Origin of the sequence: Mesomycoplasma hyorhinis ATCC 17981, assembly GCF_000383515.1 — a bacterium.
In the GTDB taxonomy this organism is placed as follows: Bacteria; Bacillota_I; Bacilli_A; order Mycoplasmatales; family Metamycoplasmataceae; genus Mesomycoplasma; species Mesomycoplasma hyorhinis.
Genome location: NZ_KB911491.1, coordinates 22,235 through 41,183, shown reverse-complemented (window position 1 = coordinate 41,183; position 18,949 = coordinate 22,235). Strand labels below are relative to the sequence as shown.

Here is an 18,949-nt window from a genome sequence, read left to right as displayed (position 1 = left end):
TAATAACCAGCAAATTAGAAAAATGCTTCAAAGAGCATTTTCAAAGCACAAAAATCTTGAAGGTTTAATTTTTCACAGTGATCAAGGTTGACAACATCAACATAAACAATTTTCAGAAAAATTAAAACAAAAAGGAATAACTCAGTCCATGTCTCGAAAAGGAAATTGTTTAGATAATAGCGTTATTGAATCGTTTTTTGGGACATTAAAAAGAGAATGTTTTTATGGTCGCGAAAAAGAATTTTTAACTTTTAAACACTTTCACAAAGCAATTGCAAATTATATTTATTATTACAATTACAAACAAATTAAAGATAAAATAAAATGAATGTCTCCCATTAAATTCAGGGAAACATTCATTTCAAATTATAATTAATTAAAACACTCAAAAATTTTTTCAAGAAAAGGGTATCACCTCAATGGGCTCTTTTTGTTTTATTAAATTAAACGTAACTAATTCACTTGTTTAATAATGTCTTCAATAATTTGATTTACTTCTTCAGGTTTTTCAAAAAATAATGCATGTCCGCAATCAGGTATTGAATTAATTTTTTTGTGATTTTCTAAAGCAACAGATAAAATAGAATTATAAGTTACAAACAAATCTTTTTCACCTATAATAAATTCGTAATCATTGTTTGCTAAATAAAGATTTTTAATGCTATTTTTAAGATAATCAGGATTTAGAATTTGGTTAACCACCATATCTAAAAATACTGGTTTTCTTATGCTCATAAAGTTGAAAAATCTTTGAGCAGTTTTGTCCAGATTCTGTTTGTAATTTAATCTATCTACAAAAACAAGTGAATCCACACTTTCATAAGCTTGTTGTAGATTTTCAGGTAATAATCATTTTAGTTTGACTTTTTGATTTGTAGAATGAAGCATATCATAGTTTATAGGTGCTGCTAAAATTGCTTTTTTTGCTAATTTTTCATTTAATAAATGAAGTGCACTTGCACCACCTAAAGAGTGGCCAATTACAATAAAATCTTTTAAATTAAGTTCTTCTACAAATCTTTTTGCAATAAATTGATAATATTCAATATTTATATCTTTTTTTGCACTAGAATGCCCACAACCCGGAAAGTCAAGTGCTATGATTCCATAGCTTCGATTAGTTAAATTATAAACTTGTTGTGCTGCTTCACTAGAAGAAGCAAAACCATGTAAAAATAAAATTTTAGGTTTGTCATTATTTTCTTCAATATAAGAAATTAATTCACCATCAATATCCATAGTTTTTCTTGTAAACATATTTTTATTCACCTCCTAGTTCACCAAAAAACAAAGCAATTATTTCTTCTTTTTTAATAGCTCCAAAATAATGTTCTAGTTCAATTGAGTCTAAAATTCTACCTATATTTGCTTTGGAAAATTCTTGATCAATAAACAAATGATAAATTTCTTCCACTGGTTTTTGTGATAAAAAATCACCTTCAAAAGCAATATCATAAATTTTATTATTTTCAATATTAGCAAGAATTTTCAAAATCCCACCATCTGTTTTTGCTTGAATTTTGAAGGAAAAAGAAGGATTTTTTCCATAAACTCATTCTTTTGATTTTTTGAATTCACCTAGTTCTTTTAATTCTTTGTCATACTTAGAAGGTAGTTCTTGTCTTTTGCTTTGATATTTTTTTTCAAAGAAAGAAATTAATTTTTCAATAAACTCATCGTGATACATTTTAAAATCTAATTCAGATAAAATATTGGTTACACGTTGTCTTATACTTTTAATTCCTTTAGATTCTATCTTTAATTTGTTCGGAATTAAGACTTCAGAAAGTTTTGATAAGTTAGCATCAAACAAAATGGTTCCGTGATGCACCATTCTATTTTTGTAAACAATTTGAGCATTTCCGGATACTTTTGCTCCATTAACAACTAAATCGTTTCTGCCTTTAAATCTAGCATCTAAATCTAAAGATTGAAAAAATTCAATAATTGGTGATAGAAATTTTTCATAATTGTTGTTTTCTTTTTTAGTTATAAAAGAAAAGTTTATATTTCCGAGGTCATGATAAACTGCGCCACCACCTGAGAGTCTACGATAAACTTCAATTTTTTCTTTTTCCACAACGTCTAGTTTTACTTCTTCGTAGATATTTTGGTTTTTACCAATGATAATTGCATTATCATGTTGGTAAAAATACATAATGTCTTCTTTGATGCTTTCGTCTTTTAAAAGCAATTCTTCCATTGCTAGGGTATAAAATGGCGAAGTTTTTTTTGTAACATAAATTATCATAATAATTCCTTCTTTTTCTTTATTTTGCTATTAGATTAAAATTAGTTACACTTGAAAAATATTTTAAAAAGTTCTTCAAATTTTCTTCATTTAGCTTCAAACTTTGTACATTAAAAATGTTTATTGTTTCATAATCCCATCTTTTTTGATATCTATTCATATCTAAAAAATAAAGTAAATCTTCAATAAATCATTCAAAATATCTATTTGAATATTCTAGTTGTCTTAGTGCTCCGTTTAGTTCAATATCGAGAATTCTGTATTCGTGTTTTTTTACAATAAAGTCAAATGATAAATTTAATTCTTTACTGTTTTTAGTTTGCAAGGTGTTCATAATTAAAATTATATATTTTTTTAGTTATTTAAACTATAGAAAAGATTTTTTAGTTTTCTATTTTTTTCCCTTAGTAGAAATGTGAAAATTTATTATAATTTCCAATATTATGAAAATAGCAATAGTAGTAGATTCTTCTACTGGACTAAATCCACAATTAGCACATAAATTAGATGTGTTTTTTTTACCCTTAACAATTTACATCAATGACAAAGAATATCAAGACGGAATTGATTTGCAAGAAGGAGAAATTTTTGAATTAATTAGCAAAAAAAGTAAGGTTAAAACATCAACAACATTACTAGGACAAGTTCAAGAAACAATTGAAAAATTAAGCAAAGAATATGATAAAGTTATTCTTTATCCAATTAGTCAGTATCTTTCTTCACAGTATCAAAATTTTGTTAATTTAGCAAAGGATTTTGAAAATGTTAAAGTAGTGAGTTCAACAAAGTTAACTCTTCTTATAATTTTAGATATTTTAAGATTTAGAGACCAAATTGTATCCGGTGTTGATTTTGACACAGCATTTGAAATATTGAACCAAGAAGTTGAAGGAAAATTTTTACTTTTTCCACATGATAATTCTTACTTAGTAAATTCAGGTCGTCTTTCGTCTTCAGCAGCTGTTCTTACTAAGTTACTAAAAATTGTTCCGGTAATAAAATTTGAAGGAGGAAAGCTTCATAAAGAAGGAAAAGGAAACATTTTTCATAAAACAATTTTGAAATTTTTTAAACAAACAGTTGATAAATTTGGCTCAGGTCATCAAATAGTTTTACTTCATTCTTACAATGAAAATATAGAAAAAATTAGAACAGAAATGGAAACTTATTCACAACAAACTATTCATACTTTTAATATTCCGGATGTTATTTCTGTTCACACAGGGCCACAAGCAATAGCTTTTGCAGTTTTAAAAGTAGAAGATAAATATGTCAAGCAAATAGTGGAGATTTTTAATTAGTATGTCAAAAAATTACTTAGCTTTTTATCGTAAATATCGTCCAACAACTTTAGTAGATGTTGTTGGTCAAGATTTTATTATTCAAACGCTAAAAAATATTATTTCGACAAACCAAATTTTTCACGCTTATTTATTTTCAGGACCTAGAGGAACTGGAAAAACTTCAGTTGCTAAAATATTTGCAACTACACTAAATTGTTCACATAAAACCGATTTGTTTATTCCTTGTCAAAAATGTCAAGATTCTGTGAACAATTCTTTTGACATTATTGAAATGGATGGAGCTTCTAATAACGGTGTTGATGAAATTAGAGAATTAATTAATAATGTTAACAATTTGCCTACAAATTCACAATATAAAATCTACATAATAGATGAAGTTCATATGTTGTCTTCTAGTGCGTTTAATGCTTTTTTAAAAACCTTAGAAGAGCCACCAAAACATGTGATTTTTATTTTAGCAACAACAGAAGCTCATAAAATTCCTTTGACAATTTTATCTAGAGTTCAACGTTTTAATTTTAGAAAAATTAGTGAAAAAGAAATAGTTTCAAGACTGGAATATGTGCTTGAAAAAGAAGAAATTTCCTATGAAAAAGAAGCGCTATGAGCAATTGCTCAGCTCTCATCTGGAAGCTTACGTGATGCATTAGCAATGGTTGAACAACTAAATAATTTTTCAAGATCAAAAATTCATATGATTGATGTTGAAAATCTTTTTGGTCTTACTTCAACTCAAAAACTTATTAATTTATTAAAAGAAATTCATAATGAAAATCTTCAACAAATTTTCCACCTAATTTCCACTATCTTAGAACAAGGTGCTAATCCAAATATTTTAATTAGTTCTTTAATTAGTTTAGTTAAAAATTTTATTATTTATCAAAAAACAAAAGATATTACTTTATTAGAAGGATTTTCAGTTGAACAAATAGAAAAAATTCCTCTTTCTCTTTTAACAGCATATAAACTTCAAGATGTTTTAGTCAAAACACAAAAAGAATTAATAAGTTCTAATAATCCAGCAATGAGTATTCAAATTGCAATTATAAAATTATTTGCAGTAGCTGAAAAATCAAATGACGCAAACTCATCAATATCTGGTTTTGATGCTAGAGATTTGCACATAAAACGTCTTTATGAAGCTAAAGATTTAAAAGCGAATAACGAAAGTGTTATAAATTCGATCAAAGATATTTCAACAGCCACAGAATTAGCAACAAAAACTAAAAATAATTATTCTTGATCAAATCCTCAAAAACCCCCTACTAAGCCAGTTGTAGAAAAACTAACAATAGAAAATACTAACCCACTAGCAACAAACAGTTGAAAAGAAGATTTTCAAACCAGTTCAACTCCTTCACAAAAAATCAAAAATATAAACACTCAAGAAGAACATTTTGAAGATTTAGGTTTGTTAAATGAAGAAGAATTAGTTGAACAAATAAAAAATAATTTAGATACTGCAACAGTCGAAAAAACTATTGCTGTAAACAATCCACAAGGTATGTCGCTTTTTGACTACAATGAAGCAGATCAAACTAATTCAGAAACAGAACAACCTTTAGAGAATACAGCTAGTATCCTTGAAAATCAAGAATTTTTTAATCCAAATGATTTCCAATCACCTGTTTCTGTACAAGAAGCAGAAGATTATTTAACAGAAGAAGAAATTTATAATTTATTCCGTATTTATATAAAAGAAGGTGAACCAGCAAAAAGTATTAATGCTAAATTAAAACAACAATGAAATGATAAATTGGATTTAGCAACAGCTAGTACAGAATTTTCTTCTTTTGCTCATTTGTTAAAAACAACTAAAATTGTTGTGAGTTCATCAGAATTTATTTTGATTTCTAATACAGAAGAAAATAATGAATTAGAAAATTTGTTAATCAAAGAAGTAAAAAACAATTCTTTACTTTCAAGAAAATTGTTAGAATATATGTTTCAAACCCCAATGCACTTATTTGTTGCTTCTAACAAGTTAAGTCAAAAAACTATTAGCAATTGAAAAGCAAATTCAGCTACTTTAAAATCGGTGCAAATTGTTCCTTTGGCGAAAATCAATGCTGATTCTTTAAGTGATGAAAACAGATTATCTGAAATTTTTCCTAACAAAAAAAGAAAAATCATATAAATTAATAAATATAAGGAGACTATTATGAATATACAAGAATTAATGAAACAAGCACAAAAAATGCAAAAAGAAATTAAAGAAAAAGAAAAAAGACTAAATCAAGAAGAATTCACATTTTCAAGACACGGAATTGAATTAGTTATCTCAGGTGGTAGAGAAATTAAAAAACTAACTATAAATCCAGCACTAGCTGATCCAGATGATATGGAAACTCTAGAAGAACTCTTAATTATTACAATTAATGAAGCATTATTAGAACTTAATAAAAAACACGAAGCACTTATGCCTAAACAAGAAGGAACACCCTTTTAATGTTTGGTAAGGAATATGAAGAGCTAATTTCTACTTTTAAAACATTTCCTGGTGTTGGCAAAAAACAAGCTGAAAAATTTTTTTATTTTTTATTGAACAAAGATATTGAATTTTTTCAAGATCTTAGTCAAAAAATTATTAAATTAAAACAAAATCTCCAACCTTGTGAGCGTTGTAATTTTGTATCTTTAAATGTTGTTTGTTCAATTTGTTTAGATCCAGATCGAAGTTCACAAATTATGTTGGTTGAAAATTCAAGCGATGTAATTAAATTTGAAAATCTAAGATTTTATGAAGGAAAATACTTTGTTTTTGATTATAAAAAAGGTGTTGACAATAAATATTTAACTGCCAAAATAAATAAATTAAAAAATTTAATTAGAGAAAATACAGAATTAATTGTAGCTTTTTCATTTAACATTGAAGGTTTAGTTTTAGCTAATTTTGTTATGAATCATAAAGATTTAAAAAACGTTAAAATTAGCAAATTAGCAAGTGGTATACCTCTTGGAGCTCAAATTGAGTATGTTGATGAATTAACACTAAAAGAAGCAATAAAGAACAGAAAATAAAGAAAAGTGAGTCAAAATGTTTATAACTTTTGAAGGAATTGATGGTTCAGGAAAATCAACGTTAATTAAAAAACTGTATCATTACTTACAAAATGAATTTCCAAAAAAAGAGATAATTTTAACTAGAGAGCCTGGTGGTTTTCAAGTTCGTGAAGCCGAAATTATTAGGAATTTATTATTGGATAAAAAATATGAAATTAGCAAATTTACAGAGGTAATTTTATTTGCAGCTTCTCGTCGTTTACATTTAGAAAAACTTATTTGACCTTCACTACAAGAAGGAAAAATTGTTATTTCTGATAGATTTATTGATTCTTCTATTGCTTATCAAGCTTTTGGAAATGAAATTGATATTAATCAAGTTGAACAATTAAATGATTGGATTTCTAATAAAACCCAACCTGATTTGACTTTTTGGCTAGATGTTCCAATTCAGCAAGCTTTTGAAAGAAAAACTTCTGATAATGATCGAATAGAGGATAAAGGAAACAAGTTTTTTTCAAAAGTTTGTAGTGGATATGAATATTTATCAAAAAAATATCCAGAAAGAATAATTCGTATTGATGCACTTCAAAATGAAGATAAAGTTTTTGAACAAATTAAAAAAGCTTTTGAAGAAAAAAGAGAAAAATTAGTTAAAAAATGAAACACTTTTCAAAAATAATCGCTACCCAAGAACAATTATTTCATGCTTTTTTAATTGCTAGTTTAAATGAAGACAATATAGACAAAAATGTAGAAATTTTGCTTCATAAAGTAGGAGTTAATCCTAATAAAAATAATTTAAATTTTCAAATGTTTGATGTTAAAAAAACTTTACACAAATCAGAGATACTAAGCGCTTTTAATGACCTTTATTTTTCTTCATTTACGCAACAAGATGAAAAAGTTTTACTAATAAAAAACATTGATTTAGCAAATACTTCCATTTTAAATGCAATTTTAAAAACTCTTGAAGAACCACCTAAAAACACATTAATAATTTTAACTACTACACATATTGATAAAGTATTGCCAACTATTAGGTCTAGATGTCAAGTTTTTAATTTTTACGAAGATAATAAAAAAGAAATTCTTGAAATTTTAAACAAAGAAAATAAAGCTTTTGAATACAACACTTTATTTGTTAACATCTATTCTGGTTTAGAACAAGTTAAAAGAAATATTAATGATGAAAATTTAAAATTATTAAAAGAAATTCAACAAACTTTAAACAAACATTATAAAAGCAATTTGGAACTGATTAACTTTTTTTATAAGAAGTTAACAAAAGAAAATGCTTTGTTTTTACTCTCAATTTTAAAACTCTTTTTCTTTAGCATATTTGCTAAAGATTTTTCTATTTTTCCTTCATTTTGAAAGGATATTTTTAGAAATTGAGAAAACAGATTGAAGCAACAGAAGGACAAATTTGCTCCGAAGCATTTTGAAATTATTTCTTTAATTGAAAACTTTATTCAATCATTAGAAACAGCTCAAAACTTTACTTTACAAAAAAATAATTTTTTAGTAAATTTTTACGAAAGTCTAAAATAAAATGAAAAAAATTTCTATAGTTTCAACTCCTATAGGAAACCTCAAAGACATTACTTTAAGAGCTTTAGAAATCCTCAAAGATGCAGATGTGATTTTGTGTGAAGATACACGTGTTAGTTCAAAGTTATTAAATCACTACCAAATAAGTAATAAACATTTAATTTCCTATCATAAATTCAATGAGTACAAATCTTTATCTAAAATATCTTTATTACTTGAACAAGACAAAAAAATTGCTTTAATTTCAGATGCAGGAACCCCTTTAATTTCTGATCCTGGACAAATTTTAGTAGAGTATTGTCATAATAATTTTATTAATCTTGAAGTTATTCCAGGACCTAGCGCAGTAACTTCTGCTTTCGCTTTATCTGGCTTTAATTTACCCTTCATTTTTATAGGATTTTTAAAAGAAACGTCTTCGCAAAGAGTTAAACAATTAGAACAATTTTTACCAGATATTTCCTATGTTTTTTTTGTTTCACCATATAAATTAATTGCAACCCTGGAAGATATTGAAAAAGTCTTCAAAAATGAAGCAAAATTGTTCTTAATTAAAGAAATGACCAAGATTCATGAGAGGTATTTTTTAGGTTCAGCTACAGATATTAAACAAGCTTTGGGTGAAAATGTTAAAGGAGAATTTACTCTTGTGTTACGTCTTGAATCAGAAATTAAATTAAAAGTTAAAAAAAATAAGTACGAAAAATACTCAAAAATTTTTGAGAAAAAGGTGATATAATAAGAAAATTTAACTAAGCAAAAAATACATTTTTATTAAAAAATAAAATTAAAAAAAGGGATATATGGAACAAGATTATAGAGTTGAAAAAATTTTATATACTCAAGAATTTATAGAAAACAAGATTAAAGAAGTAGCCCAGTGAATAAATGAAACTTATAAAGACTCAAAAGATTTAGTATTAGTAGGTTTATTAAAGGGTTCAATACTCTTTTTAGCACAACTAATTAAAAGTGTAAAAGTGGATCATACAATAGATTTCATAGTAGCATCTTCTTATTATGGAGCTAGCAAATCCACAGGTACAATTAAAATTGTTACCGATTTAGCTCATGACATCAAAGGCAAAGACGTTTTAATTATAGAAGATATTGTAGATTCTGGAATTACTATAGTCAAAGTTATTGAATATTTAAAAACAAAACAACCAACAAGCATCAGAGTTGCTTCATTATTGAACAAATCTGCAAAAAGAAAAGTAGAATTTACACCAGATAAAATAGGAATTGAAGTACCTGATTTATTCTTAATAGGTTATGGACTAGATTATCAAGAAAAATTTAGAAATCTTCCTTATATTGGAATTCTAAAGAAAGAATTTATAAAAGATTAGTAAAAAAAGGACACTCATGATCAAGTTAGAAAAGGTCTCTTTTAGTTATTCCGAAAAACAACATACTTGAGCTTTACAAGATATTTCGCTAAATATTAAAAAAGGAAAGTATTACGCTGTTTTAGGGCATAACGGATCAGGAAAATCTACACTTTCAAAAATTATTTCAGGAATTTATAAACCACAAAAAGGAAAGGTTTTTATAGACAATATTGAAATGTCTTCGAAAACTTTGCCTGAAATAAGAAAGAAAATCGGAATTATTTTCCAAAACCCAGATAATCAATTTGTTGGAGCAACTGTAGAAGAAGACATAGCTTTTAGCTTGGAAAATAAATGTGTAGATCCAAAGAAAATGAAGGATATAATTACTGAATTAGCAACAAAAGTCAATATGCTAAAATACTTGGATAATGAGCCTCAATTTCTCTCTGGTGGTCAAAAACAAAGAGTAGCAATTGCTTCAATTTTGGCTTTAAATCCAGATATAATTATTTTTGACGAAATAACATCTATGCTTGATCCAAAAGGAAAATACGATGTTGTTAAAATTATTAACGAGCTGCGAAAACAAGGAGATAAAACACTTATTTCAATAACTCATAATATGAATGAAGCAGTTTTAGCAGATGAGTTGTTAGTGTTTTCACAAGGTAGATTAATCGCTCAAGGTGAACCAAAACATATTTTAAATAACAAAGAAATCATAGAAAAAGCAAAAATTGATTCTCCTTTTATTTATAAACTTTCTTCTTTAATCCAAGGAATTAGCCCCACTTATGATGAAGATGAATTATTGGATATACTATGCAAATAAGAGCAAAAAATATTGTTAAAATTTTCAACAAAAAATTACCTACAGAACTAAAAGCACTAAACAATGTAAGTGTTGAAATTAAAGAAAATGAATTCATTGCCATCATAGGTCAAACAGGTTCAGGAAAAACAACATTTATTGAACATATGAATGTTTTATTAACTCCTGATGAAGGTGAAGTAGAATTTGTCTACAAAGCTAAAGATCCAAAAACACAAGAAGTAGAAGTTATAAAAAACATAATTCAAAAACCGAAGAGCTTTCAAAAAAAACTTAAATTTATCAAAGAAATAAGAAGAAGAGTTGGTGTTGTATTTCAATTTGCTGAATACCAACTTTTTGAACAAACTATAGAAAAAGATATAATTTTTGGTGCTGTGTCTATGGGTACACCAAAAGCTGAAGCAAAAGAAAGAGCAAAAGAAATTATTAAACTAGTCGGTTTAGATGAATCTTATCTTCCAAAATCACCATTTAACTTATCTGGAGGCCAAAAAAGAAGAGTTGCGATTGCAGGAATTTTAGCCATGGAGCCAGATATAATTTTCTTTGATGAACCAACAGCTGGCCTTGATCCCGCGGGTACAGATGATATGCTTTTGATTTTGAACAATCTTTATGAAAGTGGAAAAACAATCATTTTAGCAACTCATGATTTAGATAATGTTTTAAAATGAACAAAAAGAACGATTGTGTTCAAAAATGGAGAAATTGTCAAAGACGGAGATACTTTTTCAATCTTATCTGATAACCAATTTTTAAAAGATAATCAGATGATGCCAACTAACTTATTATATTTTGTTGAAAAGTTAAGAAAACGTGGTTTAGATATTCAAGATGTTTCTTCACTTGAAGAGTTAGCAGAAGCAATTAATTTAAAATTAAAAGGAAAACATGCAAATTAATGTCGGAAAATATGTACCACGTGATACTATAATTCATCGTTTAGATCCTAGGTTAAAAATTGTTTTTAATATTGTTTTTGCTATTTTATTTTTTGTAATTTCACATATCATTACATTATTGTTTTTACTTTCTTTTACACTTGTATTTTTCTATATCACAACCAAAAGATGAATAGATATTATTAAACTTTTAAAATTACCTATTCTTTTGTTTTTGTTTATGTTAATTATTTATGGATTTTTAATTACAGAACAAAATGCAAACGATATTATTGATTCGCCCAATGCACAAAAAATAGGCTTTTCGCTTTTAGGTTTAAATACAGAAGAAATTTACAACTATGTTCATTGAATGAAAGTAACAAAAATTCCAAATACTTCAATTGAGTTTCAAATTGGAACTTTATCTTTGATTAGATCAGGAATAATTTCGCTTAGAATCTATGCTTTGATAATTTCAACAACAATTTTAACTTATTCAACAAAACCATTTTTACTAACAAAAGGAATTGAAGATTTAATTTGACCACTTAGATTATTATTTATTCCAACTCATATAATTGCTATGATTGTTTCAATAGCTATTAGATTTATTCCTACTTTGTTATTAGAAGCAAGTAGAATTATGAAAGCACAATCCTCACGTGGTGTAGATTTCAAAAATGGTAAGAAAAAAGATAAAGCAAAATCAATGATTACTTTAATAATTCCTTTATTTGTTCTTTCTTTTTCAAGAGCAGAAGATTTATCCAATGCTATGGAAGTAAGAGGTTATGATCCATATGCTAAAAGAACAAAATATCGTAAAATAAGATTTCAATGATTTGACTATCTTTTCTTATTAGCATTAATTACATTAATTACAATTGTAATAATAACTGAAAAAAATGTAGGTCATATAATGAATGATTTACCTCTTTGATGAAAATACACAAATCAAAAAGTTTAAAATTATTTTTAGGAATTATTTATGAATATCGACCAAAAAGACTATAAAAATGAAGAAAAACAAGCAAAAAAACAAATTGAAGAACTTCGTCAAAAACTTCATTTATGAAATCATCATTATTTTGATTTAGATATTCCTATTGTTGATGATTTAGTCTATGATCAAGAACTAAATAAATTAAAAAAATTAGAAAAAAAATATTTTTACTTATTTACTTTAGAAGAAAACAATGCTTCTCCCACACAGATTGTAGGAGCTAAAGTAGATGAAAGATTTCAAAAAATCAAACATTCACAACCTATGTTGTCTTTAAATAAAGCATATAGTTTAGAAGAACTAGAAAAGTTTGCTCAAAAAGCTATAAAAATAGATGAAAATGCTTCATTTTATGTAGAACCTAAAATTGATGGCATTTCAATTTCGCTTCACTATAAACAAGGTAAATTTACCCAAGCAGTTACTAGAGGCGATGGAACTACAGGTGAAGATGTAAGTCATAATATTGAAAACATTGATGCAAAATATGTTCCAAAATCTATTAATTATTTTGATGATATAGAAATTCGTGGTGAAGTTTTTCTTGATTTAGAAAGCTTTAAAAATATGAATTTAGAACAAGCAAGGCTTGAGAAACCATTGTTTTTAAATCCAAGAAATGCAGCTGCAGGTCAACTTAGAAGATTAGATTCTAAAAGTAACAAACTAGCAAATCTAAAAGTTTTTGTTTATCAAGTAGTAAACCCAGAATTGCATAATTTAGCAACTGTTGAAGAAAGTATACAGTTTTTACAAACCCTTGGTTTTAATACAAATAATTTAGGACAACATAAAGCAAATATTCACCAAAGCTATCAATTAATTGAAGAAATTCAAGAAAAAGAAAACAAATTAAATTATGAAATTGATGGTGTAGTTATTAAAGTAAATGAATTTAAACTTTATGATGAATTAGGAACTACTTCAAAATTCCCTCACAGTGCTATTGCTTTTAAATTTTCAGACAAAGTTGTTCAAACTAAATTAAAACATATTTTTGCAACAGTTGGAAGAACAGGAAAAATAACTTACAATGCTGTTTTAGAACCTGTTTTACTTCAAGGTTCTACTATTTCTGCAGCAACTTTACATAATTATAATTACATTAAAGATTTAGCTATAAATACTAACTCAATGGTTTATATCAAAAAAGCTGGAGAAATTATCCCTCAGGTTATTCAATCAGTAGAAAAATTTGAAAAAACTAATTTTGAAAAAATAACAAATTGCCCTGAATGTAATTCCGATTTAATAGATAGCGAAACAGGAATTGATCAGTTTTGTATTAATCCCAATTGTCTCGGTATTCAGTTAAGAAAAATTATTCATTTTTGTTCAAAAGAAGGTTTAGATATTAAAGATTTAGGAGAGAAAAAAATTGAACTTTTTTGAGACCAAAATTTAATTAGATCTATACCTGATATTTTTAGGCTAGCTACCAAAATTGAAGAAATTTCTAAGCTAAAATCTTTCCAACAAAAATCTATTTTAAAGCTAATAAATGCAATAGAAAAAGCTAAACATACTACTTTAGATAAATTAATTTTTGCTTTAGGAATCAAACACATCGGACAAAAAACAGCAAAAATGTTAGCTCAGAAAGTAGATAATTTAGAACAGTTAAAAACCTTTAATTTTGATACTTTTTTAGAAGATAAAGATATAGGCGAAAAAACAGTTGAAAGTTTGAAAAATTACTTCAAAAATGAAGCAAATTTACAAATTATTAATGAATTAATCCAAGTAAATTTTGAAATAATAAAAGAAGAAACTTACTCTAACATTTTAGAAAATTTATCATTTGTAATTACAGGAACTTTATCTAGATCAAGAAGCCAAATTGAATCAATTATCCTTCAAAATAAAGGAAAAGTTTCGTCATCAGTGTCCAAAAATACTTCGTATTTAATTTTAGGCGAAAATGGTGGCTCTAAAGAAGATAAAGCACGTAACCTTGGTGTTAAAATCCTTTCAGAAGAAGAATTTTTCAAACTTTTAATCAATTAAACCAATTCTTCTTAAATGAAATTCAATCATAAATTTAAAGTTATTAGAATATAATTCTTTTTTAAACTTTGACAGCTTATTTTTTATTCTTTTATTCAAAAGATTATAGTCATTAGGATTATCAATTTTAATGGAATTTACCTTGAATTGAAAGTCATCTAAATCAAAATAAATCATTCCGTTTTCAAATTCCTTATCATGATTTGGACAAAATTGAAAACCATTTTCAGCAGAGGTTATAAATTTTGAGTGTGTTTTTAATTTATTAATATCTGCAACTCTGTGAATATGAGCAGCAACTAAATTTAATCTATACTCACAAGCAAAACATTCATAAATATCAACATATTTATTATACTTTTTAATTATATTTGCTCTAAATAATCCTTGATTTCTATTACTTTTTGGTCTCAAGTTTAATTGATATGTTGCTTTATCATAATCATTTTCATCTGAATAATAATTAATAATATTAAAACCAATATCTTGAAAATCTTTTAATATATGAACATCTTGAACTTTAGGTTTTATAATGAATAAGAATAGCTTAAAATTTTTTTGTTCTTTTGAATTTAATTCTTGTATAAATTTACAATTAAAATAAGAATCTGCTACATTTGCGCCTTCTAATTTAGCATAAACAGTAATTTCTTCTCTATTTTGACTAAGTTCAAAAATAATAGGTTTATTTCGTTTTTTTACGTTACTTTTCTCTCTTTTTAGAGCAATAAAAGTTTCTAAGTTTAAATTACTTCATTTTTCTTCATATTTTTCATTAATATTAGCAAAATTAATTATAGATTTAGTTATAGCAAAGCCATACAGTGATATTAATATTTTTAAATCAATATAAATGGATTCTGCTATCGTAAACTTATCATTTTTGTTTTTTATTAAAGAAAATGAAACAGGATTTAGACTCATAAATAATTTAACATTATGAAAATTTTTGAAATGTTTTTCATAGTTTCTAATAAAAGGTAATGCATTTTGTTTTATAAATGTATTTCTACTTCTTGTTTTCAATGTTTTGGAATCTAATTTTTGTGTAATATAAACAAAATAACTTAATTCTTTTATAAAAAATCCTTGAAATCGTTCGTTAATTTGTTCTCAAATTACATCTTCAAATTTAATATTTGCAAGTTGCTTAAAATCATAATTTATGAGTTCAACAATGGACTTTAAAATATCATTTTTTGCAATAAATTCTTTTGGAACTTGAATTGTTATTTTAGAAAAATTCTTTTCCATCTTTTTTATAATCAACTCCATTTCACACTAAAATATCTTTATCAAAAAGATCATTAGCAATTCACATACTTGCAAAAGAAGGTCTTTGTAAATTTTTAATATCATAATTTAAGTGATCTTTTGTAAAGCACATTCTTCTTTTTAAATGTACATATTGAACTCTTTTAAATTTTTGCAATTCATGACAAAATTTTTCACTATTTAAAGCTTGAATTCCAAAAATTAAAGCTCAAGGTTTATTAAATTCTAAAAGTCTAGCTAAAAGTCTATGTTTTCCTTTAAAAGGAGGATTACTTATTATAATGTCTCATTTTTCTTTTGGTTCATATTCATAAAAATCTTGTTGATCTCAAATATGAGAATGCAAAACTTTATAACCATTTTTTTTAAAAACAGTTACAAAATTAGAATCTTCAACATCAAAAGGACACCAAATCACTTTATCTTTGGGTATATTTGCGTTATCAATAAAAAACTGCACATCTTCTCTAGTTGTGTATCATTCGTCATCATTTTTGTAGTTAAAAGCTTTTGTAATGCTGTTTTTATTTCTTGCTTTTGAAGTTGAAATATAATCTTCAAGAATTTTCATACTATGATTTATTTCGTTGTTTTTAAGATTTTCATAAACTTTTTCGACAATAGTTTTCATAATTTTACTCCTTTTTAGTAAATAGAATTATATTATTTTTTAAAATAAACAAATTAAAAAAACTTACTTTTAAAAAGTAAGTTTTTTTAAATAAACTTTTTGTTCTTAAAGTTCATAAATTTTTTCTAGAACTGCAACAGATTGAATAGAATCTTTTGGTTTTAAAGTAATTAACTTAACACCTTTCGTATTTCTAGAAACATCATTACATTGTTCTAATGAAGTTCTAATTACTATTCCTTGTTTAGTTAAAATTAAAATTTCTTCATCACCTTTTACACAGGAAATAAAAGCTAAATTACCTGCTTTTTCAGTTTTAAGAGTAATTACTCCTTTTCCACCACGAGCAGTTTTTCTATATTCATCAATATGAGTTTTTTTACCATATCCTTCTTGACCAAGAACAAAAACCGTTGATCCTTGATCAGTTGATGAAGCACCAACAACTACTTCATTTTCACCTAAAGTTATTCCTTTAACTCCCATAGATTTTCTAGATAATGATCTAAAGTCTTGGTTATCAAATCTAACTGATCTACCATTAGAAGCTCCGATGATGATTTCGGATTCCTCAGTGGTAATAAATGCAGTTAAAAGTTCATCATTTTCCTTCAAATTCAAGGCAATTAGTCCATTTTTTGAAATCCGTTTGTATAGAGAAAGACTTGTTTTTTTGATGATTCCAAGTTTTGAAACTGTTACTAAATATAAATTATCATCTTCATAATTTTCTTGAGTTACCAGTAGAGAAACAATATCTTCGTCTTTTTCGATTGGAATTAAATTAATAAAAGGAACACCTTTTGCTTGTTTGGATAAATCAGGAATTTGATGTGTTCTTAGTCTAAAAATCCTTGCTTTTGAAGTAAGAATTAGTAAATCACTATGTGTACTTGCAACTAATATATTTTTTAAATTATCATCTTTGTAAGTTGTTGCTGTTGAAGATCCAGTACCACCACGATTTTGCATTCTGTACTCATCTAAATTAATTCTTTTAATGTAATTATTTTTAGTTAATGTAAGAACAACTTTTTGCTCTTTAATTAGATCTTCATCAACAATTTGACCTATGCTTCCATGAACAATCTCTGTTCTTCTGTCATCTGCATAGCTTTCAATAATTTTTTTGTGGTTATTAACAATGAGTTCAATTAGTTTGTCGTGTGAGTTAATAATTGAAGTAATTCTTTCAATTTCTTCTTCTAATTCCTTGATTTCTGCAATAAGTTTTTCAATAGCTAAAGAAGTTAATCTTCCTAAACGCATATCTACAATTGCTTTAGTTTGGGCTTCGTTTAAATCAAATCTTTGACCCAATGTTGTTTGGGCTTCAGCATCTGATTTAGAAGCTCTAATGATTTTAATTACTTCGTCTATGTTTTCGACCGCAATTTTTATACCTAATAAAATGTTATGTCTTTCTTTTGCTTTTTTAAGATCAAATTGTAATCCTCTAGTTACAACTTCTTCTTGATGTAATAAGTATTGGTATAAAATGTCTTTTAAATTCAACACTTTTGGTATACCGTTGACAAGGGCCAACATATTGATGTTGTAAGTGATTTGTAAATCAGTTTCTTTGTAGAGTTGGTTTAAAATAATTTCAGGACTAAATCCTTTTTTAACATCAAAAACTACTCTAATTCCTTTTCTATTAGTTTCATCACGAACATCTTTAAGACCTTGGATTTTTTTATCTCTAACTAGTTGAACAACTTTTTCAATTATTTGTGGTTTTTTAACCTCATATGGAATTTCATAAACAATTATTTTGCTTTTACCACTGCTAAAAGTTTCGATTTTTGCTTTAGAACGAAGAACAAATGCTCCACGTCCTGTTTCATAAGCTTGTCTAATTCCTGATGTTCCTAAAATAGTAGCTCCTGTAGGAAAATCAGGTGCTGGTAAATGTTTTGCTAGTTCTTGAACTGAAATATCTGGATTTTGAGCTAATAAAATAAAAGTTTCAATAACTTCTTTTAAATTATGAGGGGGAATTTTAGTAGCCATACCCACAGCAATTCCTGAGACTCCAGAAACTAAAAGATTTGGAAATCTAGCAGGTAAAACTTGTGGTTCTTGTTCACTACCGTCATAGTTTGGTACAAAATCTACTGTATTTTTCTTGATGTCTTCTACCATTAATGAAGCTATTTTAGACATTCTAGCTTCAGTATAACGCATAGCAGCAGCTTCATCACCATCAATAGATCCAAAGTTTCCATGACCATCAATTAATGGATATCTAAGGGCAAAATCTTGTGACATTCTAACCATTGAATCATAAACAGATGCATCTCCGTGTGGGTGGTATTTTCCAAGAACATCACCAACAATTCTTGCTGATTTTTTATAAGCTACAGAATGTGTAATTCCTAGTTCATTCATACAGTGCAAAATTCTTCTGTGAACAGGTTTTAAACCATCTCTAACATCTGGAAGAGCACGCGAAATAATAACAGACATTGCATACTCTAAAAACGAAGTTCTAACTTCTTCAGAGATATATTTAGGAACAATGTTGTCAGCTTCTGACTCAATTAATTGGGAAATTACTTGGAAACCTTCTTGATTTTGTTCTAGTTCTGCTTCATCTTCATCAATTTCTTCTTCATTTTCTTCATTAAAAACAGTTTTTAATTCATCTTCATAAGTTTCATAATCATTTTCTTTTGACTCTGGTTGTTCATTTTGAATGTTGTTTTTTACTTCGTCATCATCATTTTTGAAATACATAATAATCCTTTAAAACCCTTTAATTTAATATTTTAAAATTATATCAAATTATTGTTATATAATTTCCAAATACAACTGGTTTTTTAAGTAAAAATTGTTTAAAAAATCAAAAAATCAAGCTAAAGT

General features: G+C 26.3%; 19 protein-coding genes. 13 read left to right on the top strand and 6 right to left on the bottom strand.

Annotated features, from left to right (window positions below; genetic code table 4):
- On the top strand, positions 1-376 hold a 376-nt coding region (locus tag F801_RS0102260; protein WP_020104587.1), incomplete at its 5' end, for an IS3 family transposase.
- Between the two features lie 77 nt (positions 377-453).
- Here F801_RS0102260 and F801_RS0102255 read toward each other — a convergent pair.
- Genes F801_RS0102255 through F801_RS0102245 form a run of 3 tightly spaced genes read right to left on the bottom strand, consistent with a single transcriptional unit; the run spans position 454 to position 2,585 of the window.
- Positions 454-1,257 carry an alpha/beta fold hydrolase gene (locus F801_RS0102255; RefSeq protein WP_020104586.1) on the bottom strand — a complete coding sequence of 268 codons (804 nt, stop codon included), beginning with the start codon at positions 1,255-1,257 and terminating at the stop codon, positions 454-456.
- A 4-nt stretch (positions 1,258-1,261) separates the two neighbouring features.
- Positions 1,262-2,251 carry a lipoate--protein ligase gene (locus F801_RS0102250; protein ID WP_020104585.1) on the bottom strand — a complete coding sequence of 330 codons (990 nt, stop codon included), beginning with the start codon at positions 2,249-2,251 and terminating at the stop codon, positions 1,262-1,264.
- 19 nt (positions 2,252-2,270) lie between these two features.
- Entirely contained in the window at positions 2,271-2,585 is a 315-nt protein-coding gene (locus F801_RS0102245; protein WP_020104584.1) for a hypothetical protein, read from the bottom strand.
- Between the two features lie 109 nt (positions 2,586-2,694).
- Here F801_RS0102245 and F801_RS0102240 point away from each other — a divergent pair, with 109 nt between their 5' ends.
- From F801_RS0102240 to ligA, 12 genes are all read left to right on the top strand, one after another.
- Positions 2,695-3,552, top strand: coding sequence for a DegV family protein (locus F801_RS0102240; protein ID WP_013301935.1), 858 nt, complete (start codon positions 2,695-2,697; stop codon positions 3,550-3,552).
- Position 3,553: 1 nt separating this feature from the next.
- Positions 3,554-5,692 (top strand): DNA polymerase III subunit gamma/tau, encoded by a 2,139-nt coding sequence (dnaX, locus tag F801_RS0102235; RefSeq protein ID WP_020104582.1) that lies wholly within the window; start codon positions 3,554-3,556, stop codon positions 5,690-5,692.
- Positions 5,693-5,716: 24 nt separating this feature from the next.
- Complete coding sequence (locus tag F801_RS0102230; RefSeq protein WP_013301937.1) at positions 5,717-6,004, top strand: YbaB/EbfC family nucleoid-associated protein; 288 nt, start codon at positions 5,717-5,719, stop codon at positions 6,002-6,004.
- Positions 6,004-6,576, top strand: a complete 573-nt coding sequence (locus F801_RS0102225) for a toprim domain-containing protein (RefSeq protein ID WP_020104581.1) — start codon at positions 6,004-6,006, stop codon at positions 6,574-6,576. The genes F801_RS0102230 and F801_RS0102225 overlap by 1 nt, the downstream gene beginning before the upstream one ends.
- 16 nt (positions 6,577-6,592) lie before the next feature.
- Complete coding sequence (tmk, locus tag F801_RS0102220) at positions 6,593-7,240, top strand: dTMP kinase (RefSeq protein ID WP_015084018.1); 648 nt, start codon at positions 6,593-6,595, stop codon at positions 7,238-7,240.
- Positions 7,219-8,112: an AAA family ATPase gene (locus tag F801_RS0102215; protein ID WP_014335381.1), complete on the top strand. Its 894-nt coding sequence runs from the start codon at positions 7,219-7,221 to the stop codon at positions 8,110-8,112. Before tmk ends, F801_RS0102215 begins: the two co-directional genes overlap by 22 nt.
- Position 8,113: 1 nt before the next feature.
- Positions 8,114-8,851 (top strand): 16S rRNA (cytidine(1402)-2'-O)-methyltransferase, encoded by a 738-nt coding sequence (gene rsmI / locus F801_RS0102210; protein WP_014335382.1) that lies wholly within the window; start codon positions 8,114-8,116, stop codon positions 8,849-8,851.
- Between the two features lie 64 nt (positions 8,852-8,915).
- Positions 8,916-9,464, top strand: a complete 549-nt coding sequence (gene hpt / locus F801_RS0102205; RefSeq protein WP_013301942.1) for a hypoxanthine phosphoribosyltransferase — start codon at positions 8,916-8,918, stop codon at positions 9,462-9,464.
- Positions 9,465-9,480: 16 nt separating this feature from the next.
- The gene (locus tag F801_RS0102200) at positions 9,481-10,281 is read left to right on the top strand and encodes an energy-coupling factor transporter ATPase (protein WP_013301943.1); all 801 of its coding nucleotides are present in this window, start codon (positions 9,481-9,483) and stop codon (positions 10,279-10,281) included.
- Positions 10,272-11,186, top strand: a complete 915-nt coding sequence (locus F801_RS0102195; protein WP_014335383.1) for an ATP-binding cassette domain-containing protein — start codon at positions 10,272-10,274, stop codon at positions 11,184-11,186. Before F801_RS0102200 ends, F801_RS0102195 begins: the two co-directional genes overlap by 10 nt.
- Complete coding sequence (locus F801_RS0102190) at positions 11,176-12,135, top strand: energy-coupling factor transporter transmembrane component T family protein (protein WP_013301945.1); 960 nt, start codon at positions 11,176-11,178, stop codon at positions 12,133-12,135. The genes F801_RS0102195 and F801_RS0102190 overlap by 11 nt, the downstream gene beginning before the upstream one ends.
- A 21-nt stretch (positions 12,136-12,156) precedes the next feature.
- The gene (ligA, locus tag F801_RS0102185; protein ID WP_020104580.1) at positions 12,157-14,178 is read left to right on the top strand and encodes an NAD-dependent DNA ligase LigA; all 2,022 of its coding nucleotides are present in this window, start codon (positions 12,157-12,159) and stop codon (positions 14,176-14,178) included.
- Here the strand turns inward: ligA and F801_RS0102180 are convergent.
- From F801_RS0102180 to gyrA, 3 genes are all read right to left on the bottom strand, one after another.
- Positions 14,167-15,432, bottom strand: a complete 1,266-nt coding sequence (locus tag F801_RS0102180; protein WP_014335385.1) for an HNH endonuclease — start codon at positions 15,430-15,432, stop codon at positions 14,167-14,169. The two genes, ligA and F801_RS0102180, sit on opposite strands and share 12 nt — an antisense overlap.
- Entirely contained in the window at positions 15,413-16,084 is a 672-nt protein-coding gene (locus F801_RS0102175; protein WP_020104579.1) for a sugar-phosphate nucleotidyltransferase, read from the bottom strand. Before F801_RS0102175 ends, F801_RS0102180 begins: the two co-directional genes overlap by 20 nt.
- 105 nt (positions 16,085-16,189) lie before the next feature.
- Complete coding sequence (gene gyrA, locus F801_RS0102170; protein ID WP_020104578.1) at positions 16,190-18,823, bottom strand: DNA gyrase subunit A; 2,634 nt, start codon at positions 18,821-18,823, stop codon at positions 16,190-16,192.
- Positions 18,824-18,949: the final 126 nt, after the last annotated feature.